The sequence below is a fragment of the Pseudomonas sp. SWRI18 genome (assembly GCF_014268345.1).
GTDB classification, from domain to species: Bacteria; Pseudomonadota; Gammaproteobacteria; order Pseudomonadales; family Pseudomonadaceae; genus Aquipseudomonas; species Aquipseudomonas cedrina.
This window is the reverse complement of record NZ_JACCQQ010000004.1, coordinates 231,581-253,126: the sequence shown is the minus strand read 5'-3', so window position 1 is coordinate 253,126 and position 21,546 is coordinate 231,581. Positions and strand designations below refer to the sequence as shown.

Annotated in this window: 20 protein-coding genes; 12 read left to right on the top strand and 8 right to left on the bottom strand. The window is 61.0% G+C overall.

The genetic code is table 11. The features are described 5' to 3' along the window. Nucleotides 1–57: 57 nt before the first annotated feature. Entirely contained in the window at nt 58–2,121 is a 2,064-nt protein-coding gene (gene tkt / locus H0Z09_RS07560) for a transketolase (RefSeq protein ID WP_186689227.1), read from the bottom strand. A gap of 174 nt (nt 2,122–2,295) precedes the next feature. Between tkt and H0Z09_RS07555 the strand changes: the two genes are divergently transcribed. Next, on the top strand, nt 2,296–2,520 hold the full coding sequence (locus tag H0Z09_RS07555) for a DUF465 domain-containing protein (protein WP_186689226.1): 225 nt from the start codon (nt 2,296–2,298) through the stop codon (nt 2,518–2,520). Nucleotides 2,521–2,581: 61 nt separating this feature from the next. Here the strand turns inward: H0Z09_RS07555 and H0Z09_RS07550 are convergent, their stop codons facing one another. Beyond that, on the bottom strand, nt 2,582–3,958 hold the full coding sequence (locus H0Z09_RS07550; RefSeq protein ID WP_186689224.1) for a VOC family protein: 1,377 nt from the start codon (nt 3,956–3,958) through the stop codon (nt 2,582–2,584). A 243-nt stretch (nt 3,959–4,201) separates the two neighbouring features. On the opposite strand from H0Z09_RS07550, the gene H0Z09_RS07545 reads away from it, so the two are divergent. Beyond that, nucleotides 4,202–6,838 (top strand): glucosidase, encoded by a 2,637-nt coding sequence (locus H0Z09_RS07545; RefSeq protein WP_186689222.1) that lies wholly within the window; start codon nt 4,202–4,204, stop codon nt 6,836–6,838. Between the two features lie 125 nt (nt 6,839–6,963). Here the strand turns inward: H0Z09_RS07545 and H0Z09_RS07540 are convergent, their stop codons facing one another. Then, nucleotides 6,964–7,278: an SCP2 sterol-binding domain-containing protein gene (locus H0Z09_RS07540; RefSeq protein ID WP_076950585.1), complete on the bottom strand. Its 315-nt coding sequence runs from the start codon at nt 7,276–7,278 to the stop codon at nt 6,964–6,966. A gap of 56 nt (nt 7,279–7,334) precedes the next feature. Beyond that, a complete protein-coding gene (locus H0Z09_RS07535) occupies nt 7,335–8,045 on the bottom strand; it encodes a histidine phosphatase family protein (protein ID WP_186689220.1) in 711 nt (236 codons plus the stop codon). A gap of 207 nt (nt 8,046–8,252) precedes the next feature. Here H0Z09_RS07535 and sohB point away from each other — a divergent pair, with 207 nt between their 5' ends. Next, entirely contained in the window at nt 8,253–9,278 is a 1,026-nt protein-coding gene (gene sohB / locus H0Z09_RS07530) for a protease SohB (RefSeq protein ID WP_186689217.1), read from the top strand. A gap of 41 nt (nt 9,279–9,319) precedes the next feature. Here sohB and H0Z09_RS07525 read toward each other — a convergent pair whose 3' ends face one another. Further along, complete coding sequence (locus tag H0Z09_RS07525; RefSeq protein ID WP_076950582.1) at nt 9,320–10,435, bottom strand: alcohol dehydrogenase catalytic domain-containing protein; 1,116 nt, start codon at nt 10,433–10,435, stop codon at nt 9,320–9,322. 68 nt (nt 10,436–10,503) lie between these two features. Continuing rightward, on the bottom strand, nt 10,504–11,511 hold the full coding sequence (locus H0Z09_RS07520; protein ID WP_186689215.1) for a substrate-binding domain-containing protein: 1,008 nt from the start codon (nt 11,509–11,511) through the stop codon (nt 10,504–10,506). Nucleotides 11,512–11,990: 479 nt separating this feature from the next. On the opposite strand from H0Z09_RS07520, the gene H0Z09_RS07515 reads away from it, so the two are divergent. Next, nucleotides 11,991–13,559 (top strand): TerC family protein, encoded by a 1,569-nt coding sequence (locus H0Z09_RS07515; protein ID WP_186689212.1) that lies wholly within the window; start codon nt 11,991–11,993, stop codon nt 13,557–13,559. 385 nt (nt 13,560–13,944) lie between these two features. Here H0Z09_RS07515 and H0Z09_RS07510 read toward each other — a convergent pair whose 3' ends face one another. Beyond that, on the bottom strand, nt 13,945–14,193 hold the full coding sequence (locus H0Z09_RS07510) for a hypothetical protein (protein WP_076950578.1): 249 nt from the start codon (nt 14,191–14,193) through the stop codon (nt 13,945–13,947). 322 nt (nt 14,194–14,515) lie between these two features. Here H0Z09_RS07510 and H0Z09_RS07505 point away from each other — a divergent pair, with 322 nt between their 5' ends. The 8 genes from H0Z09_RS07505 to H0Z09_RS07470 all read left to right on the top strand — a co-directional run bounded on the left by H0Z09_RS07505 (nt 14,516) and on the right by H0Z09_RS07470 (nt 21,112). After that, nucleotides 14,516–15,364 (top strand): transporter substrate-binding domain-containing protein, encoded by an 849-nt coding sequence (locus tag H0Z09_RS07505; protein WP_076950577.1) that lies wholly within the window; start codon nt 14,516–14,518, stop codon nt 15,362–15,364. A gap of 52 nt (nt 15,365–15,416) precedes the next feature. Next, on the top strand, nt 15,417–16,079 hold the full coding sequence (locus H0Z09_RS07500) for an amino acid ABC transporter permease (RefSeq protein ID WP_010564617.1): 663 nt from the start codon (nt 15,417–15,419) through the stop codon (nt 16,077–16,079). Nucleotides 16,080–16,090: 11 nt separating this feature from the next. Beyond that, a complete protein-coding gene (locus H0Z09_RS07495; protein ID WP_186689209.1) occupies nt 16,091–16,753 on the top strand; it encodes an amino acid ABC transporter permease in 663 nt (220 codons plus the stop codon). Then, nucleotides 16,750–17,532: an amino acid ABC transporter ATP-binding protein gene (locus H0Z09_RS07490; RefSeq protein WP_186689206.1), complete on the top strand. Its 783-nt coding sequence runs from the start codon at nt 16,750–16,752 to the stop codon at nt 17,530–17,532. Before H0Z09_RS07495 ends, H0Z09_RS07490 begins: the two co-directional genes overlap by 4 nt. 15 nt (nt 17,533–17,547) lie before the next feature. Next, on the top strand, nt 17,548–17,937 hold the full coding sequence (locus H0Z09_RS07485) for a RidA family protein (protein ID WP_010210958.1): 390 nt from the start codon (nt 17,548–17,550) through the stop codon (nt 17,935–17,937). 168 nt (nt 17,938–18,105) lie between these two features. Continuing rightward, entirely contained in the window at nt 18,106–18,870 is a 765-nt protein-coding gene (locus H0Z09_RS07480) for an IclR family transcriptional regulator (RefSeq protein WP_076950574.1), read from the top strand. A gap of 9 nt (nt 18,871–18,879) precedes the next feature. Beyond that, a complete protein-coding gene (locus H0Z09_RS07475; protein ID WP_186689202.1) occupies nt 18,880–20,088 on the top strand; it encodes an amino acid deaminase in 1,209 nt (402 codons plus the stop codon). A gap of 118 nt (nt 20,089–20,206) precedes the next feature. Next, the gene (locus H0Z09_RS07470; protein WP_186689199.1) at nt 20,207–21,112 is read left to right on the top strand and encodes a sugar kinase; all 906 of its coding nucleotides are present in this window, start codon (nt 20,207–20,209) and stop codon (nt 21,110–21,112) included. A 120-nt stretch (nt 21,113–21,232) separates the two neighbouring features. Here H0Z09_RS07470 and H0Z09_RS07465 read toward each other — a convergent pair whose 3' ends face one another. Next, complete coding sequence (locus H0Z09_RS07465) at nt 21,233–21,508, bottom strand: peptidylprolyl isomerase (protein ID WP_003174397.1); 276 nt, start codon at nt 21,506–21,508, stop codon at nt 21,233–21,235. Nucleotides 21,509–21,546 lie beyond the last annotated feature (38 nt).

Below are 21,546 nucleotides of genomic sequence, written 5' to 3'. Positions count from 1 at the left end.
AGCAGATGCATTGACTGACACACCGCCTTCGCGAGCAAGCCCGCTCCCACATTTTGCTCAACGCTCAGCCAGTTGGATTTGCGCCTTGGCCTGCTTCACCACATTCTCCACCGTAAACCCGAACTTCTCCTGCAACTTGGCCAGCGGCGCCGACGCGCCAAAGCTGTTCATCACCACCTTGGCCCCGGTCTGCCCCACATACCGATCCCAACCCAGCGGCCCGGCCTGTTCCACCACCACCCGGGCTCTCACCGCAGGCGGTAAGACACTGTCGCGATAAGCCTGGTCCTGATCTTCAAACAGCTCCCAGCTGGGCATGGAGACAACCTGCGCGGCAATCCCTTCGCTTTTGAGTTGTTCATAAGCCGCCACCGCAAGGCTGACTTCGCTGCCGGTCGCCAACAGGATCACCTGAGGCTCATCCGCGCCCGCCAGCACATAAGCGCCTTTGGCCGCGCCGGTGGCGGGCGCATATTGGGTGCGGTCCAAGGTCGGCAACGGCTGACGCGACAACACCACGCAACTGGGCCGATGGGTCTGCGCCAGGGCCACTTTCCACAGCTCCAGGGTTTCATTTGCATCGCCCGGGCGCAGGGTCAGCAACCCCGGTGTGGCGCGCAACTGTGTGAGGTGCTCGATCGGCTGGTGCGTCGGCCCATCCTCACCCACGCCAATCGAGTCATGGGTGAACACAAATATCACCGGCAACTCCATGATCGCCGCCAGGCGGATCGGCGGTTTCATGTAGTCGCTGAACACCAGGAATGTCGAGGTGTACGGGCGCAGATAGGACAGCGCCATTCCATTGGCAATCGCGCCCATGGCATGTTCGCGGATGCCGAAGTGCAGGTTGCGCCCACTGTAGTCGTCGGCACTGAAACGCCCGGCACCGTCGAAGGTGAGGTTGGTCTTGGTCGAAGGCGACAAGTCCGCCGAACCGCCGAGCAGCCAGGGTATCTGCCGGGCGAACGCATTCAGCACTTCGCCACCGGCGGCGCGGCTGGCCACGCCCTTGGCATCACTGTCGAAGTGAGGCAGATCGCTTTGCCATTGCTCGGGCATTTCCCCGGCACGCATGCGCCGCAGTTCGTCGGCCAGCTGCGGCCGGTCGTGCTCAAGCTGCGACAGCTGCTGCTGCCAGGCGTCATACAACGGCTGGCTGCGTTCCAGCAGCGCCTCTTGCAATACGCTGCGGGCTTCGTCGGGCACCAGGAAGCTCGAATCCTGCGGCCAGCCGTAAGCGGCCTTGGTCAGGCGGATTTCGTCATCGCCCAGTGGCTCGCCATGGGCGGCGGCGGTGTTGTGTTTGTGCGGCGAGCCGTAGCCGATCACGCTGTCGACCACGATCAGGGTCGGTGCGCCGGTGTTTGCCTGGAAGGTCTCCAGCGCCGTGCTCAAGGCCTGCAAATCGTTCGCGTCGGTGACGTGCAAGGTGTGCCAGCCGTACGCCTGGAAACGCTTGATCACGTCCTCGCTGTAGGCCAGTTCGGTGTGGCCTTCGATGCTGATGGTGTTGTTGTCGTAGATCCAGCACAGGTTTTCAAGCTTGAGATGCCCGGCCATCGACGCGGCTTCGCTGCTGATGCCTTCCATCATGTCGCCGTCGCCGCACAGGGTGTAGACGTTGTAGTCGAACAGCACCTTGCCATCGCGATTGAAACGCTGGCCCAGCCAACGCTCGGCCATCGCCATGCCGACGCTGTTGGCACAGCCTTGGCCGAGTGGGCCGGTGGTGGTCTCGACGCCGGTGGTCATGCGGTATTCGGGGTGGCCCGGGGTTTTCGAGTCGGCCTGCCGGAACTGCTTGATATCGTCCAGGCTGATCGCCGGCTGGCCGGAGCGCTTGCCATGGGCGTCGATCTCGACCACGCCGGCCAGGTGCAGCAGCGAATACAGCAGCATCGACGCATGCCCCACCGACAACACAAAACGGTCGCGGTTGGGCCAGTCGGGATGTTCCGGGTGGTAGCGCAGGAAGCGGCTCCACAAGGTATAGCCCACCGGCGCCAGGCCCATGGGCGTGCCCGGATGCCCGGAATTGGCCTTCTGCACGGCGTCCATGGCCAGGGTGCGAATCGTGTTGATGCATTGGGTGTCGACTGCGGTGGCGGCATGCGTCATGAAACCGGTCTCCCTCGAATGGCTATCTAGAGTGGAGGGCAGGGCGGCGCAAAGGTTTGATCCAAACGCCCGCGCTGCGACGAACGGGGATGAATCGACCCCGCACATGACAAGACCCCCCGCAATGGTCTAGCTTCTAGGGCGTAAGCCATAGATCAACTGCGGAGGTACGCCATGCCAGTGAAACACGACCTGTATCAGGACTTGGGATTGAGCAAGGAAGCCGTTCACGAACGCAGGGCGGGCGACAAACGCCTGGACTCGCTTCTCACTCAATACGACGCCGCCGACGGGGAGGTGCTGAAGGCGGAATCGGCAAGCGCCAGCGATGAGAATGTGGAAAAACTGAAGAAGAAACGGCTGTTGATCAAAGACGAAATAGTCGCGAAGTTGGGTTAATCGCAAAGGACGATTGCAGGAGCAGGCGTCCCTTTGCTCCTGCAACGCTATCGATATCATTTCATCCCAGTAGCGCCCGCGTGCATTCATCCATGGAGCGCTGCTGCGTCTCGCCATACAGCTTCAATTCATCCACGGTCCGACGCCCCAGCGCCTGTTCAAACTCGGCCTTGTTCGCGTTGGCCGCGTAGTGGCTCTGCGCGGCATCCCCCAGGTTCGACTGGAAAATCCCCGCCGCGCTCACCGGCAGGAAATCCTCATACACCAACGGTTCCACATCGATGTGACCGGCCGCGATCAGTGCGTCCAGGGTGCGCGGTTGATCGGCGCTGCCCCGCGCGGCCAGGCCTTGCTCGGTGGCGAAGTAGCGGTAATACGCCAGGCCCTGTTCACGCATCTGCGCGTGGTTGTCCGGGAAGGCCTGGAAGTGGTGTTCCATCAATTGCGTATACCGTGCGGCGTTGCCCTCATTGGGGAAGGCGCCCAGTTCATCGCGCGCGGCGTTCAGCAAGCTGTCGTACAGCGCGCGGCCCTTGGGCGTGAGCGCGACACCGCGTTGTTCGATTTCGCCAAAGCGCGCGCTGTGGCTGCCTTGGGCATCGGAGAAGGCGATGGCTTCGTCGAGGGCCTTGAAGCTGGTCTGGCGCAGCAGGATCGGGCAATGGCGGCGCGGTGGGCCTTCGATCACGGCCTTGGGCGTGATGCCTTTGCCGGGCATGGCGGCCTGGACCTGGTCAATGTCCAGGGTGCGTGGGGTCAGGTGGTTGATATGCGGACCCTTGAAGGCCACCACGTCGGCGATCAGGCGGTGCTGGTCGCTCAACTGCCGGTACTGCGCACCCGTGACCGTGGCGCTGGGGTGCCAGCGAAAGGTTTCCAGGGCCTGGCGCACGAATTCATCGGCATCCACGGCGTTGAGGCCGCCGTCCTTTTCCGCTTGTTCGATCAGCGCGAGAGCGCCGGGGGTGAAGATCGAGCGCTTGGCCAGGGCGGTTTCGGCGAAGGCGCGCAGCTCGGGGTTCTCGATCAGCTCCAGGCGTAGCAACGAAGTGAATACGCGGAACGGGCTGGTTTGCAGCGCCTGTTCGTGCACCGCGCGAAACGCTGTGGAGTGCACGGGCACGCCGGCCGGCGTCAGGTCGTAATAGCCCACCGGCTGCATGCCCATCACCGCAAACAGGCGGCTGATGGTCGCCAGTTCCGCGGCGGTACCCAGGCGGATGGCGCCGTGGCGTTCCATGTCCAGGCGCCGGATTTCGCCGGTGCGTCGCAGCTGTTGCGCCAGCAGCGGCTCGGTGTCGAGCACGCGGGTATTGGTCTCGACCACCAGTTCCATCAACGCGCCGTACAGGGGGACCTCTTCTCGGTACATATCGGACATGGCCCTGGAAAAGCCCTTGCGGATCTCGTCCGGGCTGACATGTGCGGTGGCGTGCATAGAAAAATTCCTGATGGCGACGGCGATGGAAAAAGCCTTTGCCTGAGTTTGTTGAGCCAGAGGCTTGCTTGCAAACGAAGAATCCTCAGGACTTCATTCTGCAAATGAATGAAATGACCGGGATATGACAAAACAGCCCGCCTGATCTTCAACTACACCTACGCCCTCTTCCAAAGCTTCATGTGCAACCGGGCGTCATTGGGCTCTACACTGCCGCTCACCCGGTAGGCGATGGAGGACCCGATGACGGCCACACCCGACACCCGACTGCTTGAGACCACCGAAGGCCAGCGCCTGGCGATGCCGCAGGTCGAACGCTGGCGCGAGTGGGGCCCTTACCTGAGTGAACGCCAATGGGGCACGGTGCGCGAAGACTACAGCGCCGACGGCGACGCCTGGGCCTACTTCCCCCATGAGCATGCACGCAGTCGCGCCTACCGCTGGGGCGAGGATGGCCTGGCCGGTTTCAGCGACAAGGCGCAACGCTGGTGCCTGGGCCTGGCCCTGTGGAACGAGCGTGACGCGATCATCAAGGAGCGCCTGTTCGGCCTCAATAACGCCGAAGGCAATCACGGCGAGGACGTCAAGGAACTGTACTTTTTCGTCGACGGCGTACCGAGCCATGCCTACATGCGCATGCTCTACAAATACCCCCACGCGGCCTTTCCCTACGACGACTTGACCGGCGAGAACGCGCGCCGCGGCCTGGAGGATGCCGAGTACGAGATTCTCGACACCGGGGTGTTCGAAGACAACCGCTACTGCGATGTCAGCGTCGAATACGCCAAGCATCAGCCCGATGACATTTTCATGCGCGTCACCGTGCACAACCGTTCGGACCAGCCGACGCGTTTGCAGGTGCTGCCCCAGTTGTGGGCACGCAATGACTGGAGCTGGACTTTCGATGCGCCCAAGCCGCAACTGAAGATGGACGCAGACCAGGTCCTGGCGTGCCATCCCGAACTGCCTGACCGTCATCTCAGCGCCTGGGGCCAGGGCGGGGTGGAGTGGTTGTTCTGCGAAAACGAAAGCAACGTGCCCAGGATGGATGGGCAGCCGGCGCCAGGCCCGTTCAAGGACGGGATCAATGATTACGTGGTCGAGGGAATTGAATCGGCGATTCGCCGTGACCTCGGTACCAAAGTCGCGGCGCGTTTCATCCTCGAGCTGGCGGGCCTGGAAAGCAAAACCCTCTACCTGCGTTTTGCCCCGATGGGTGCGCCTCGGGTCAGCGCCCGGCGCCTGTTCGAACAGCGCCGCCAGGAGGCCGACGACTTCTACGCCGCCCTGCAATACGGCATTGTCGACGACGATGCGCGCAACGTGCAGCGCCAGGCGTTGGCCGGTTTGCTATGGTCCAAGCAGCTGTACTATTTCGACGTCAACCAATGGCTCGACGGCGACCCGGCACAACCCGCACCGCCGCCCGAGCGCCTGCACAGCCGCAACACCCATTGGCGGCACTTGTCGAATTTCGACATCCTTTCCATGCCCGACACCTGGGAATATCCGTGGTACGCCTCGTGGGACCAAGGCTTCCAGGCGGTGGCCATTGCGCTGATCGACCCGCACTACGCCAAGCAACAGCTGCTGTTGCTGGTGAAAGATCGCTTCATGCACCCCAACGGCCAGTTGCCAGCCTATGAATGGCGCTTCGATGACGCCAACCCGCCCGTACACGCCTGGGCCAGTTGGCGGGTGTACCAGCAGGACAAGGCGTTGACCGGCGTAGGCGATATGGATTTCCTTGAGCGGATATTCCACAAACTGCTGTTGAATTTTTCCTGGTGGGTCAACCGCAAGGATGCCGAGGGGCGCAACCTGTTCCAAGGCGGTTTCCTGGGGTTGGACAATATCGCCGTGTTCGACCGCTCGGCCGCGTTGCCGCCGGGTTACCAGCTGGACCAGGCCGACGGCACGGCATGGGTCGCCGCCTACGCGCTGGACTTGATGCGCATCGGCTTGGAGCTGGCCAGGCGCAACGTGGTCTACGTCGACATCGCGGTGAAGTTCTTCGAACATTTCCTGTATATCGCCGGGGCCATCAACCGTGTCGATGACAGCGCCGAAGGCCTGTGGGATGAGCAGGATCTGTTCTTCTATGACGTGTTGCACCGGCCCGACGGCCAGAACGAGCCCGTGCGCCTGCGCTCCATTGTCGGCCTGATGCCGCTGTTCGCCGTGCTGGTGCTGGAACAGCGCGAGCATGAAGGCCTGGAGGGACTGCGCGAGCGTCTGTTGGGGTTCATGCAGCACCGGCCCGACCTGGCCAAGCTGGTCTCACGCTGGAATGAGCCTGGGCAGGGCAATCGCCTGCTGTTGGCATTGTTGCGCGGCGAGCGTACCAAGGACCTGCTGCGGCGCATGCTCGATGAAAGCGAGTTCTTGTCCACCTTTGGCGTGCGCTCCCTGTCCAAGGCCTTCGCCGAACAACCCCTGGCGCTGAAAATGAACGGCGACACCCTCAGCGCGTGCTACCGACCGGGGGAGTCCGACTCGCGCCTGTACGGCGGCAACTCCAACTGGCGCGGGCCCTTGTGGATGCCGGTCAACTATATGTTGATTGAATCGCTGCGCGAATTTCACCGCTACTATGCCGATAACTTTTCGGTGGAGTACCCGACGGGCAATGGTTATCTGTCATCCCTGGAGGAAGTGGCCGACAGCCTGAGTCAGCGGCTGACCGGGTTGTTCCTGCGCGATGAAAATGGCCTGCGCCCGTCAATGGCGGGGTATGCGCAGTTGGAGGCGGATCCGGCGAGTCGGGATCTGCTGTTGTTCCATGAATACTTTCATGGCGAGACGGGACGTGGGCTGGGCGCGTCGCACCAGACCGGCTGGAGTGCGTTGGTGGCGTTGTTGCTGCAGCCAAAAACCTAGGCAACACCGCAGACTAAATGTGGGAGCGGGCTTGCTCGCGAATGCAGTAGGCCTGTCGACAACTCTATCGACTGACACTGCGCATTCGCGAGCAAGCCCGCTCCCACAGTTAAATTGCAGCGTACTCAGGAAGGGAACAACTCGCTCAGCTTCATGGCCAGCATCATGTCGCCTTCGGTACGCAGCTTGCCGCCCATGAACGCCTGCATGCCGTCGGTGGAGCCGTCGACGATGCCTTCCAGGGTTTCGCTGTCCATGACCAGGGTCACTTGGGCGTCCGGGTTTTCGCCTTCCTGCAGCGAGCAGGTCTTGTCCTTGACGACCAGGGAGAAGTTCTTGGTGTCGTCGATGCGGAAACCGAACACCAGGTCCAAGCCTTCGGCAGCGCTTGGGTTGAATTTGGCTTTCATTGCTTCTACAGCTTTGGCTACGTCAGTCATGGTTTCGATCCTTTTGGGTGGAGTCCAGTGACCTTGGGGTCACGGTTGGCCGCGGTTCATCGGTAGGTGATGAGCTGCGGCGCCTTCAACAGTTGCAAGTGGGTATGGCTGTTGAAGGAAGCCAGTGCCACCTCGCGACCGCGGAATTTCAGCTGGTTGAGCGAGGTGTTAACAATCTGCCAGTTCAGTTCGAAGGCCTGGGCGGCGGGCATTCGGGTAATCAGGTGGAGCAGGGCGGTGATGGTACCGCCGGAGGTGAACACCGCGATTTTCTGTGTGTTGTTCGCCGCTTCGAGAAGGCGTTGCAGGCCACCCTGGACACGTTCCACGAACCCCAACCAGCTTTCCAGCCCCGGCGGGTCGTAGGTACCGGCCAGCCAGCGCGCGACGATCAGGGCGAAGATGCGCTGGAATTCGCTGCGGTTCTGCGCGGCATTGCGCAGAATCTCCAGGGCTTCGGGTTCGGTGGTGAGCAGGTCGGGGAGCAGGGCGCGGATGATCGCGTCGGCATCGAATTCATTGAAGGCGCTGTCGGTTTCAAGCAAGGGTACCGGCAGGCCGAGGGCGCTGTATTGGTCGAAGGTGGCGGTGGCGGTGTGCTGCTGGCGACGCAGGTCGCCGGCCACGCAGCGGTCGAACACCAGGCCCAGGTCCGCCAGGTGACGACCGAGCACTTGCGCTTGCTCCACGCCGACGGGCGACAGGACGTCATAGTCGTCTGCACCGAACGAGGCCTGGCCATGTCGAATCAAATAGATGCTGCCCACGTCCGTTCACCCGGTACGTTGAAAGTCAGGCGAGGTTATGGGGATGCCTTCAAGCTGTCAATGAAAAAACATACGCTTGTTTTAAAAGCCTGTTGGAGGCCGGCTTGCTGGCGGTTTGATCACTGGCCCGAACGCGGCCCCGTCGGTATGCTTGGGCCATTGCGCGCCTGGCGCACATCAAAATCATTGTCCTGAATAGAGAGAAATATGGATTTCCTGGCCGAATATGCGAGCTTTTTAGCAAAGACCGTCACCCTGGTGGTCGCTATTCTGGTGGTCCTGATCAGCTTCGCGGCGCTGCGCAGCAAAGGCCGTCGCAAATCCGCCGGCCAATTGCAGGTCAGCAAGCTTAATGACTTTTACAAGGGCCTGCGTGAACGCCTGGAATCGAGCCTGCTCGACAAGGACCAGCTCAAAGCCCTGCGCAAGTCTGAAGGCAAGGCCGAAAAGAAGAAGGGCAAGGCGAAAGCCGAGGCCAAGCCACGGGTGTTTGTGTTGGATTTCGACGGCGATATCAAGGCCTCGGCCACTGAGAGCCTGCGCCATGAAATCACCGCCTTGCTGAGCCTGGCCACACCAAAAGACGAAGTGGTGCTGCGCCTGGAAAGCGGCGGCGGCATGGTCCACAGCTACGGCCTGGCGTCTTCGCAACTGGCGCGTATCCGCCAGGCGGGCGTACCGTTGACCGTGTGCATCGACAAGGTGGCGGCCAGCGGCGGCTACATGATGGCCTGCATTGGCGAGAAGATCATCAGCGCGCCGTTCGCCATCTTGGGCTCCATCGGCGTGGTCGCGCAGTTGCCCAACGTCAACCGCCTGCTGAAAAAACACGACATCGACTTCGAAGTGCTGACCGCCGGTGAGTACAAGCGCACCCTCACGGTGTTTGGTGAAAACACCGAGAAAGGCCGCGAGAAGTTCCAGGAAGACCTGGACATCACCCATCAACTGTTCAAGAACTTCGTCTCGCGTTATCGCCCGCAGCTGGCAATCGATGAGGTAGCGACCGGAGAAGTGTGGCTGGGTGTTGCAGCGCTCGACAAGCAACTGGTCGATGAGCTGCAAACCAGCGACGAGTACCTGGCTACCAAGGCCAAGACCGCTGAGGTGTTCCACCTGCATTATGCCGAGCGCAAGAGCTTGCAGGAGCGTGTGGGCCTGGCGGCCAGCGGCTCGGTGGACCGGGTGCTGCTGACCTGGTGGAGCCGGTTGACCCAGCAGCGGTTCTGGTAACCAGAAAATGCAGGTGGTCCCACATTTGTTTTGCGGCGGTATCAGGGTTCGAGTACGACCTTGAGCGACTTATCGCCGCGCTCCATTACCGCGAACGCTTCCTTGAAGTCCGCCAGGGCGAATTTGTGGGTGACCACGTCGCGCATGTCGATCTTGCGGTTGCCGATGAAGTCGATGGCGCGCGGGTACATGTATGGGCCTAGGTGCGAACCGAGTACATCCAGCTCTTTGCGGTCGCCAATGATCGACCAGTCCACCGTGGCCTCGTCATTGAATACGCTGAACTCGACGAAGCGCCCCAGCTTGCGCAGCATCGCCAGGCCCTGGTTCACCGCCTTGTGGTGGCCGGTGGCTTCGATGTAGATGTCGCAACCGTAACCGTCGGTGATTGCGCGAATCTTCGCCAGCACGTCGACTTCGGCCGGGTTCCACACTTCGTCGGCACCCATGCGCAGGGCGAGGGCGGCGCGTTCGGGTTTCATGTCCAGCACGATCAGCTTCTTCGGATTGCGCATGCGCACCGCACCAATGATGCCCAGGCCCAGCGTGCCGGCACCGGCAACCACCACCACGTCGTCAAAATCCACATTGGCGCGCTCGGCGGCGTGCAGTGAGCAGGCCAGCGGCTCGATCAGGATGGCTTCGTCCGGCGCGATGGAATCCGGGACTTTATGCACGATGCCTTCCTTGGTGAAGATCATGTACTGGGCCATGGCGCCCTGCACATTGTTCTGGAAGCCATACAGATCGTGTTTCTGGCACATCCAGTACTGGCCATGGTTGCAGAAGCGGCAGCCCCAGCACGGTACGATCTGCTCGGAAATCACCCGGTCACCGACCTTCACCCCGCGTTTTTCCGCGCCGGGGCCTAATGCGACCACGCGACACACAAATTCATGGCCGGGAATCATCGGCGGTTTCACGTAGCGCGGTTGCTCGGCGTCGCCCCAGAACGAGGGCGCGCCGCGATAAGTCTTGATGTCGCCCATGCAGATCCCACACAGCTCGACCTTGGTAAGAATCTCCTCGGGGCCGGGCGTGGGCACATCGACGGTTTCCAGGCGATAGTCTTCCGGGCCGTAACAGACCACGGCCTGCATGGTTTTCGGGATGACCGGGGACAGTTGATCTTGTGGGCGTTCGGTAACGGTGGACATGGCAGACCTCGCAGCATGATGAACTCATCGCTCCTGCGCAGGCACGGGAGCGATCAACCGGCAACGGTTTACTTGGCGCCGCTGACTTGCTTGTAAAGCGCGTCGGCGTTGGCGTTGGTCACCGGCACCCAGGGCAGGATGTAGTTCTTGGTGGTGCCATCACCCCATTTCACGTCCTTGGCGTAGCGCTGCCAGATCACCGATTGCGGCTTGTAGTCGCTGCCGGCCAGCGCGCGCAGGGCCACGTCCAGTGCGCCTTGGGATTGGGCCTGGGCGTCTTGCAGGAAGGTGGTGACTTCGTCTTTTTTGGCCGCCTGGATCGCATCCGGCATGCCGTCGATGGACGTGACCGGCACGTCTTTGGCGGTCAAGCCGTGGGATTTCAGTGCCTGTATGGCACCGAGCGCCATGTCGTCGTTCTGCGCGATCACGCCGTTGATGCCTTTGGGGTGGGCGTTCAGCCAGTCTTCAGTCAGCGTCATGGCCTGGGCGCGGTCCCAGTTGGCGGTTTTTTTCTCGATGATCTTGATGTCCGGGTGCTTGCCCAGCACCTCCAGCTCGCCTTTTTCCCGGTCGATCTGTGCCGACTGGCCAATTGGCCCCTGGATGATCACGACATTGCCTTTGCCGTTGAGCTTGTCGACCATCGCCTGGGCCTGCAGGCGACCGCCTTCCACGTCGTCGTTGCCCACGTAGGGCACGGAGGCATCGGCCACTTTCGTATTGGAAGCGATGACCACCACGTCGTTGCTCATGGCTTGCTTGACGGTGCCCACGCCGGCCTTGGTGTCGATGGGCACGAAGAGGATGGCGTCGTAGTGCTGGGTCACCATGTTTTCGATCTGGTTGTTCTGGGTCAGCGCGTCGTAGTTGCCGTCGAACACCGTCAACTGCACGGTGCCGTCTTTCACGGCAGGGTGTTCCTTGAGCTCGCGCACCCAGTTCTGCATGAACTGGCCCTTGAGGCCATAGACCGCGGCGCCGACCTTGTAGGTCTTGCCGTCGGCGGCCAGGGCGATGCTGCTGGCGAGGAGGGAGAGGGCCGCGGCGGCGGCGAAGGTCGTACCAAGTTTCATGATGAGAACCCCGTTTTATTGTTGTAGTCAGTCGTTCGTTCATTGCCTTGTTGTGATCATATGTTTATCAAATGAAATTCTGATCAGTCAAACGCTTTCGCTAAAAACCGCAAAATAGGCTTGTTTGCCCGGTTAAAAGCCGGTCAGGTCTGGTTCTGGCATGTTTTTTGTTGTATTTAGCCTGATATTAATTTCATCTATTGATCATATGATCGATGGCGGTAGGGTCCGTTCACAGATCTTGTAATAGTTTCGGGCTGTGGGAAGTTTCCTGTTCACCTGTACGATTCAAGTCCTTTTGTCATCGCAGGATTTGCATGAACACCCTCTCGGAGCCTCCCAGTCGCCTCTCTCCAAGGCATTCGCCGCCGCTGTTCCCTCTGACGCACCCCGTATTCCGACTGCTAGCCTTGTACCGGTCCAACGACCGCGCCTTGCCGTGCCCGGCATTCAGAACAACGACTCAAGAGACTCTATAAATGGAATGGTTAGCGGATCCAACGGCCTGGCTCGGCCTGTTGACCTTGATTGTGCTGGAACTGGTGCTGGGCATCGACAACCTGGTGTTTATCGCGATCCTGGCGGACAAGCTGCCACCGGAGCAGCGCGACCGTGCGCGGTTGATCGGCTTGTCCCTGGCCTTGCTGATGCGCCTGGGCCTGCTGGCGAGTATTTCCTGGCTGGTGACGCTCACTCAGCCGCTGTTCGAGGTGTTCGACAAGAGCTTCTCCGGCCGTGACCTGATCATGCTGTTTGGCGGTGTGTTCCTGCTGTTCAAGGCCACCATGGAATTGCATGAGCGTCTGGAAGGGCATGTGGCCCAGCGTTCAGGCAACGTCGCCTACGCGATGTTCTGGCCGATCGTGGCGCAGATCGTGGTGCTCGACGCGGTGTTCTCCCTCGACGCGGTGATTACCGCCGTGGGCATGGTGGACGAGCTGGCGGTGATGATGATCGCGGTGATCGTGTCCATCGGCCTGATGATTATCGCGAGCAAGCCGTTGACCCGTTTCGTCAATGCGCACCCGACAGTGATCATGCTGTGCCTGGGCTTTTTGATGATGATCGGTTTCGCCCTGACCGCCGAAGGCCTGGGCTTTCATATTCCCAAGGGCTATCTGTATGCGGCGATTGGTTTCTCGATCCTGATCGAGGTGTTCAACCAGATCGCTCGGTCGCGGCGCAAGAAGTCGGCGCAAGGCGTGCTGCCGGTACGTGAACGCACGGCCCATGCGGTGATGCGTTTGCTCGGCGGGCGTAGCCTGGCGGTGGAAGAGGTAGGCGAGGAGGTCGCCGATTTGCTCGGCGAGCCGGATGCTGCGCAAGGCCCGCTGTTTGACCGACGTGAGCGCGTGATGATCAGCGGTGTGCTGCAACTGGCTGAACGGCCGATCCGCAGCCTGATGACGCCGCGGGCCAACGTCGACTGTATCGACCTGGCAGATGATCCCGAGACTATCCGCCTGAAATTGATGCATTCGTCCTACTCGCGGCTGCCGTTGATCCGCAACGGTGCCGTCGATGAGCCGTTGGGCTTCGTGCACAAGAAGGAGTTGCTCAAGGAATACCTGGCCGGCAACGAGCCGAACCTTGCGCACCTGGCGCGCCGGGCGATCAACCTGCTGGAAAGTTTTTCGATCCTCAATGCCTTGGAGCAGATGCGCCAGGAGTCGACTCACATCGCGTTTGTGATCAACGAATTCGGCGACTTCATGGGCGTGTTGAGCATGACCGATATTCTCGAGTCCATCGCCGGTGAGTTGCCGGACGCCAGTGAGATCGCGGGCCCGGATATTGTCGAGGAGGGCGATGGCTTCCGTGCCAATGGCGCCTTGAATCTGAGTCAGGTGCGCCAGCGCACCGGGTTCAACGCGGTTGCGACCGACGACTACCAGACCTTGGCCGGGTTGGTGATGAGCCTGCTGGATCGGTTGCCGGTGGTGGGCGACAGCCTTGTGTATGAGGGCTGGCGCCTTACTGTCGCGGTGGTTGAGGAGCGGCGGGTAACGCAGGTTCGCCTGGAGCCTGCTGCCGTGCATACCGGCTGAAGATTTCTCTGATGGTTTGCTCTTGGGTTTCCCAAGGGCCGAAACCCCGTATAACTTCCGCTATTTTGCCGGCTACGTGCGTGACCAGCGTCGGCGTGCTGATGACTTGTGAGAGCCTGGGAGTGATGGCTGTATCGAGTACCAGGCATTTGATAAGTGGGTCATAACTATCGGCGATGGGCGTAAAAAGCTCCACGGCCCTCACGCACGGCGAGCAGGTCGGCGAAACAAACAGCATGAACACTGTCGAGTGCGATGTCAGCACTGACTGATAGTCGTCGTTGCTGGCGATGATATCTTTAGCAATGCCCATCGTGATCTCCTGCTCGGCTGCGGCGTTTTGCCAACGCTAAGCCGCAATATCACGACCGTCTACTGTCAACCTTCACAGGTCCCCTTTACGCTCCACGCGTTCACGGGCCTTGCGCGCCTGGCTCGCGCATTTCTTGTATTCCAGGTTGTCCCTCGAGGCCTTTGCCTGGCGATAACCATGGTGATTCTGGCTGGTGTAGTTGGTGCTCAAGGCTTCATTGAGCTTGCGCAGCTCTGCCTTGCACTCGCGACGATCATTGCTCGCCCAGGCGCTGCCCGTGGCCAGGAAGCTGAGCACAAGCAGGGTGAGACTGAACTTCATCAAGGCGTCGTCCTTTATTCGACCTGTCTCCGCCAAGGCTAGCGCAGCGCAGGGATTTTTCCATCGCCGGCGTGCACGGTAGCGCGGCAGTGGCGCACCCGTGTGGGGCCTGTCACGGCTGCGTGGGGCCTTGGGTAGCAAATTGATTCCAGATGCTGGCGCAACGCCTTATTCCATATCAGTGTTTATCTGGCTGATTTCTAACGTATTTACTGTCTGCCTGTTTTCCTGCTGCCTCGTGTGGCACACTTTCTGCTGTCTATTCCGTTGTTACATACTAAGTTCCGGTATAGCGGAATACACAACCCCTGGAGTGCTTGTCATGCATCACCGACCTTCCGTGTTCAAAGCGTGTGTTTTTCTCTTCGCCGCATCGGCTTCCCTCGCAAGCCTCGTGCAGGCGGCGGACAGCAAGCTCGATAATGTGCTCAAGCGTGGGCACCTGATCGTGGGTACAGGCAGTACCAATGCGCCGTGGCACTTCCAGGGAGCGGATGGCAAGTTGCAAGGGTTTGATATCGACATCGGCCGCATCGTGGCCAAGGGCTTGTTCAACGACCCGAGCAAGGTCGAGTTCGTGGTGCAGTCGTCCGACGCGCGCATTCCCAACCTGCTGACCGACAAGGTCGACATGAGTTGCCAGTTCATCACCGTCACCGCCAGCCGTGCGCAGCAAGTGGCGTTTACCCTGCCGTACTACCGCGAAGGCGTCGGCCTGCTGTTGCCGAACAACAGCAAATACAAAGAGATTGAAGACCTGCAGGCGGCCGGCGACGACGTCACCGTGGCCGTGCTGCAAAATGTGTACGCCGAAGAACTGGTGCACCAGGCGCTGCCCAAGGCCAAGGTCGACCAGTACGACAGCGTCGACCTGATGTACCAGGCCGTGAACTCCGGTCGCGCCGATGCCGCCGCCACCGACCAGTCCTCGGTCAAGTACCTGATGGTGCAGAACCCCGGCCGCTACCGCAGCCCGAGCTACGCCTGGAGCCCGCAGACCTATGCGTGCGCCGTCAAGCGTGGCGACCAGGACTGGCTGAACTTCGTCAACACGGCGCTGCATGAAGCCATGACCGGCGTGGAGTTCCCGACCTACAAGGCCTCGTTCAAGCAATGGTTCGGCGTGGATTTGCCAGAGCCTGCGATTGGGTTCCCAGTCGAGTTCAAGTGATTCGTGAAAACCGGGGCGCCGCGCGCGGCGCCTCCATCAGGTACTGTCCAACATGAACTATCAGTTGAATTTTGCCGCCGTCTGGCGTGATTTCGACACCCTGCTGGCGGGGCTGTGGCTGGGCCTGGAACTGGCATTGCTGTCGATCGCCATCGGCTGCGTGATCGGCCTGCTGATGGCGTTCGCCATGCTGTCCAGGCATCGCGCGTTGCGCATCCTGGCGTCGGTATACGTCACGGTGGTGCGCAATACGCCGATTCTGGTGCTGATCCTGTTGATCTATTTCGCGCTGCCCAGCCTGGGCATCCGTCTGGACAAGATCCCGTCCTTCATCATCACCCTGTCGCTGTATGCCGGTGCCTACCTGACCGAAGTGTTCCGCGCCGGGCTGCTGAACATTCCCAAGGGCTTGCGTGAAGCCGGGTTGGCCATCGGCCTGGGTGAGTGGCGTATCCGCGCCTACATCACCGTGCCGGTGATGCTGCGCAACGTGCTGCCGGCGCTGTCGAACAATTTCATTTCGCTGTTCAAGGACACTTCCCTGGCCGCCGCCATCGCGGTGCCCGAGCTGACCTATTACGCCCGCAAGATCAACGTCGAAAGCTACCGGGTCATCGAAACCTGGCTGGTCACGACCGCGCTCTACGTGGCTGCCTGTTACCTCATTGCCATGTTGCTCCGTTATCTTGAGCAGCGTCTGGCGATCCGTCGTTAGGAGCGGCTTGCATGTACCAATCCCCCAGCTGGCTGCAGGAGTTGTGGATCGCCCGGGATACGCTCTGGGCGGGGTTTCAAACCAGCGTGTACGTCTCCGCGCTGGCGATTATCTTTGGCACCCTGATCGGCATCGTTGCCGGGTTGGTGCTGACCTACGGCAAGTTCTGGATGCGCGCGCCATTTCGTCTGTACGTCGACCTGATCCGTGGCACGCCGGTGTTTGTGCTGGTGCTGGCGTGTTTCTACATGCTGCCGGCGCTCGGTTGGCAAATCAGCGCGTTCCAGGCCGGCGCCGTCGGCCTCACGCTGTTTTGCGGCTCCCACGTCGCAGAAATTGTGCGCGGTGCGCTGCAAGCCATTCCCCGTGGGCAACTGGAAGCGGGCAAGGCGATCGGCCTGACGTTCCCGCAGTCCCTGGGTTACGTGCTGTTGCCCCAGGCGCTGCGTCAGATCCTGCCGACCTGGGTCAATTCCTCCACGGAAATCGTCAAGGCGTCCACCTTGCTCTCGGTGATCGGCGTGGCCGAGTTGCTGCTGAGCACCCAGCAAGTGATCGCACGCACCTTCATGACCCTGGAGTTCTATCTGTTTGCCGGGTTTCTGTTTTTTGTCATCAACTACGCCATCGAGTTATTCGGGCGTTACATTGAAAAGCGGGTGGCTTTGCCATGAACCAACCTCAAACCAACCCACCGCTGCTGGACATCCGTGGCCTGCGCAAGCAATACGGCGAGGTCGAAGTGCTCAAGGGCGTCGACCTGTCCATGCAGCGCGGCAACGTGGTGACCTTGATCGGCTCCAGCGGCTCGGGCAAGACCACGCTGCTGCGCTGCGTCAACCTGCTCGAGGAATTCCAGGGCGGGCAGATCACCCTGGACGGCGAGTCCATCGGCTACAGCGAGATCGCCGGCAAGCGCGTGCGTCATCCTGAGCGCGTGATTTCCCAGCACCGCGCGATGACCGGCATGGCGTTCCAGCAGTTCAACCTGTTCCCGCATTTGACGGCATTGCAGAACGTGACCCTGGGTTTGTTGAAAGTTAAGAAAATGCCTAAGGACGAGGCGGTGGCGTTGGCGGAAAAATGGCTCGATCGTGTAGGACTTTTAGAGCGCCGCAATCACTTCCCCGGTCAACTGTCCGGCGGCCAGCAACAGCGTGTGGCGATTGCCCGCGCCATTGCCATGAACCCCAGCCTGATGCTGTTCGATGAAGTCACCTCAGCCCTGGATCCGGAGTTGGTGGGCGAAGTCCTCAGCGTGATCAAGGGCCTGGCGGAAGAGGGCATGACCATGTTGCTGGTCACCCATGAAATGCGCTTTGCCTATGAAGTGTCGGACCAGATCGTATTCATGAACCAGGGGCGCATTGAAGAGCAGGGCAGCGCCAAGGCTATTTTCGAACGCCCGCAGTCGCCGCGGCTGGCGGAATTTCTCAAGAACATTCGTTTTTAATCAAGGAGCTATTTTATGAGCATTACGCGTTACGGTGCCGGCAGTACAGCCGGCGGTGGCCAGCCACGTCCTTTCGCCCGTGCGGTGGAAGCGGACGGTTGGTTGTACGTTTCAGGCCAGGTGCCTGCGGTGGACGGTGAAATCATCACCGGCGGGATCATCGAGCAAACCCGCCAGACCATGCGCAACGTGGTGGCGATCCTTGAAGAGGCCGGCTACGAGCTCAAGGACGTGGTGCGCGTTGGCGTATGGCTGGAAGACCCGCGGGACTTCTGGAGTTTCAACAAGGTATTCGGCGAATACTTCACCCCTGAGCACGCCCCGGCGCGTGCGTGTGTGCAGGCCAACATGATGGTCGATTGCAAGGTGGAGATTGATTGCGTGGCCTACAAGAAAAAAGGCTAAATGCCTCGCTCTTGAGAACACAAAAAATCCAATGTGGGAGCGGGCTTGCTCGCGAATGCGGTGTGTCAGTGAATACACCTGTAACTGATACACCGCATTCGCGAGCAAGCCCGCTCCCACAGGGGATCTGTGTAGATAGCACCACCTTTAACGGGACCGACGACCACCATGACCGAAGACACCATCAAACGCCGTGCCAAAGGCCTGGACCGAGCATTCGATATCCTCGATTTTCTCAAGGAAATCGGCCAGCCCCTGCGCCCGAATGATATTGCCAGCGGCATCGGCAGCCCCAAATCCACGGTCTACGAACTGGTCGCGTCGCTGCTCGAGCGCCGTATCCTGGAAACGGTGGGCAAGGACGGTCACGTTTACCTCGGTCGCCAGCTGTACTTTCTCGGCCAGGCGCACCTGCGTCATTTCGACCTGACCCGCGAAGCCGACCACGCCTTGCAGGAAATCGTCAGCCAGACCCACGAAACCGCGCAAATGTGCCTGCTCAACGGGCGCAAATACACGGTGGCGCTGATGCGTGAAGGCGAGCGGCATTTCCGCATTTCTTCGGACATCGGCGAAAACGCGCCGATCCCCTGGACCGCTTCCGGGCGCCTGTTGCTGGGGCACTTGAGCGACGAGCAGATCGTCGACCTGATCGACCCCGATGACTTTATCCTGCCGGACGGCCAGCGCCTGGCGCTGGACACCTTCCTGGCGCAAATCCGTCAGGCCAGCCTCGATGGCTTCTTTTCCTTCGACAGCGTGGCCGACACCTTTACCCACTGCTTTGCCGCCCCGGTGCGGGACGCGCAAGGCATCAGCATTGCGACCCTGTGCATCGTCGCCCCACGGGCCGATGCGCTCAAAAACTACAGCAGCTATCGCCGGGTGTTGATCGACAGCGCCAATAACCTGGCCCGGCGCATCAACGAATAGGAGTTTTCCATGTCTGCCATCAACGCCGTTGAAAAGGGCGCCGCCGCCGTCGGTGCCCACCTGGTCCGCGACGTCAGCCTGCCTGCCTTGGTGCTGCACCGTGACGCCCTGGAGCACAACATCCGCTGGATGCAGGATTTTGTCAGCCAGAGCGGCGCGCAGCTGGCGCCCCATGGCAAGACCAGCATGATGCCGGGACTGTTCCAGCGCCAGATCGCCGCAGGCGCCTGGGGCATTACCCTGGCCAACGCGGTGCAGACCCGAGCCGCCTATGCTGGCGGTGTCCGTCGCGTGTTGATGGCCAACCAGCTGGTGGGCGCGCCGAACATGGCGTTGATCGCTGACCTGCTGGCCGACCAGGATTTCGACTTCCACTGCATGGTGGACCACCCGGACAACGTCGCCGACCTGGGCCTGTTCTTCGCGGCCCGTGGCCTGCGCCTGAACGTGATGATCGAATACGGCGTGGTCGGCGGCCGTTGTGGCTGCCGCAGCGAGCAGGAAGTGCGCGACCTGGCCAAGGCGATCAAGGCCCAGCCCGCCTTGGCCCTGACCGGTATCGAAGGCTATGAAGGCGTGATCCATGGCGAACATGCGATCAGCGGCATTCGCGACTTCGCTGCCAGCCTGGTACGCCTGGCGGTGGACCTGCAGAACAATGGCTCTTTTGACCTGCCCAAGCCCATCGTCACCGCCTCGGGCTCGGCCTGGTATGACCTGATTGCCGAATCGTTCGAGACGCAAAACGCCGCCGGCCGCTTCCTCAGCGTGCTGCGCCCGGGCAGCTACGTGGCCCACGACCACGGTATCTACAAAGAGGCGCAATGCTGCGTACTCGAGCGTCGCAGCGACCTCAGCGGAGGCCTGCGCCCGGCACTGGAAGTCTGGGCCCACGTGCAATCGCTGCCTGAGCCTGGCTTTGCGGTGATTGCCCTGGGCAAGCGCGACGTGGCCTACGACGCGGGTTTGCCGGTGCCGCTCAAACGCTACAGGGCCGGAGTTCTGCCGGCGCAAGGCGATGATGTTGGAGCGTGCAAGGTGACGGCGGTGATGGACCAGCATGCGTTCATGAGCGTGGCGCCGGGGGTTGAGCTGCGCATTGGCGACATTATTTCGTTCGGCACTTCGCACCCTTGCCTCACCTTTGACAAGTGGCAGGTGGGTTGTTTGGTGGATGAGCAAATGCAGGTGGTTGAGCGTTTGCGTACCTGCTTCTGAACCGAGTCGCTGCCATCGCAGGCAAGCCAGCTCCCACATTTGAATGCATTCACAAGTCTGAATGTGGAAGCTGGCTTGCCTGCGATGAGGCCTTCCAGCACACCGAGAGACCCAAGGCATGAACCCAAAGCCCCACATCGCCCTCATCGGCGAATGCATGATCGAACTGCAACACCGCGCCGACGGCAGCCTGCACCAGAGCTTCGGCGGCGACACCTTGAACGCGGCGGTGTACCTGCGCCGCGAGCTGGGCGATAACGGCAGCGTCGACTACGTCACCGCCCTGGGCGACGACAGTTTCAGCGACGCCATGTGCAAACACTGGGCGCAAGAAGGCCTGGGCCTGTCAAGGGTCCAGCGCTTGCCTGGCCGTTTGCCCGGTTTGTATTGCATCCAGACCGATGCCAAGGGCGAGCGAAAATTCCTTTACTGGCGCAACGAGGCCGCCGTGCGTGACTGTTTCACCACGCCAGCGGCCGAGCCGATCCTGGCGGCCTTGCCGGACTATGACGTGGTGTATTTCAGCGGTGTCACCCTGGCCGTGCTGGGTGAAGTCGGCCGCGAGCGTTTGCTGCAGGCGCTGATCGAAACCCGCAGGCGTGGTGGCAAGGTGGCTTTCGACAATAATTACCGGCCGCGCCTGTGGGCCGATGTCGAGGCGGCGCGCGTGGCTTATCGCTCAGTGTTGGACGAGGTGGATATCGCCTTGCTCACCGAAGATGACGAGCGTGCGTTGTTTGGCTATGCCGACAGTGAGCAGGTGTTTGCGGCGTATCCAGGCATTGAAGAGGTCGTGCTCAAACGCGGGGCGGATGCGTGTCTGATCCGTTGCAGGGGCGAGCGCTTTGCGGTGCCGGCGCTGAAGGTGGAGAAGGTGGTGGATACGACGGCGGCGGGGGATTCGTTCAGTGCGGCGTATTTGGCCGGTCGGCTTAAAGGGGGTTCACCGCAAGAGGCTGCTCTGGCCGGGCATCGGTTGGCCAGTCGGGTGATTCAGCTGCCGGGGGCCTTGATTCCCAGGTGAATGGCCGCCTGCGGCGGTTCGCAGGCAAGCCCGCTCCCACAATTGACCGAGTTTCTCCAATTGAAATGCGGTCAATTGTGGGAGCTGGCTTGTCTGCGATAGCGGCCTGGAGCCAACCCCTCAATCGCGGTAAAACACCTGCACCAGGTGATACCCGAACTTGCTCTTGATCGGCCCATGAACCACCTTCACCGGCTTCTTGAAAATCACCGCATCAATCGCCCCCACCATCTGCCCAGGCCGCACTTCACCCAAGTCGCCGCCACGCTTGCCCGAGGGGCAGGTGGAGTACTTCTTGGCCAGTACATCAAACGCTTCGCCCTTGGCTATGCGCTGCTTGAGTTGTTCGGCTTCTTCGCTGGTTTTCACCAGGATATGACGGGCTTGGGCTTTCATAACTCTCTACCGGGTGGGCGACGGCGCGCGATTATGCC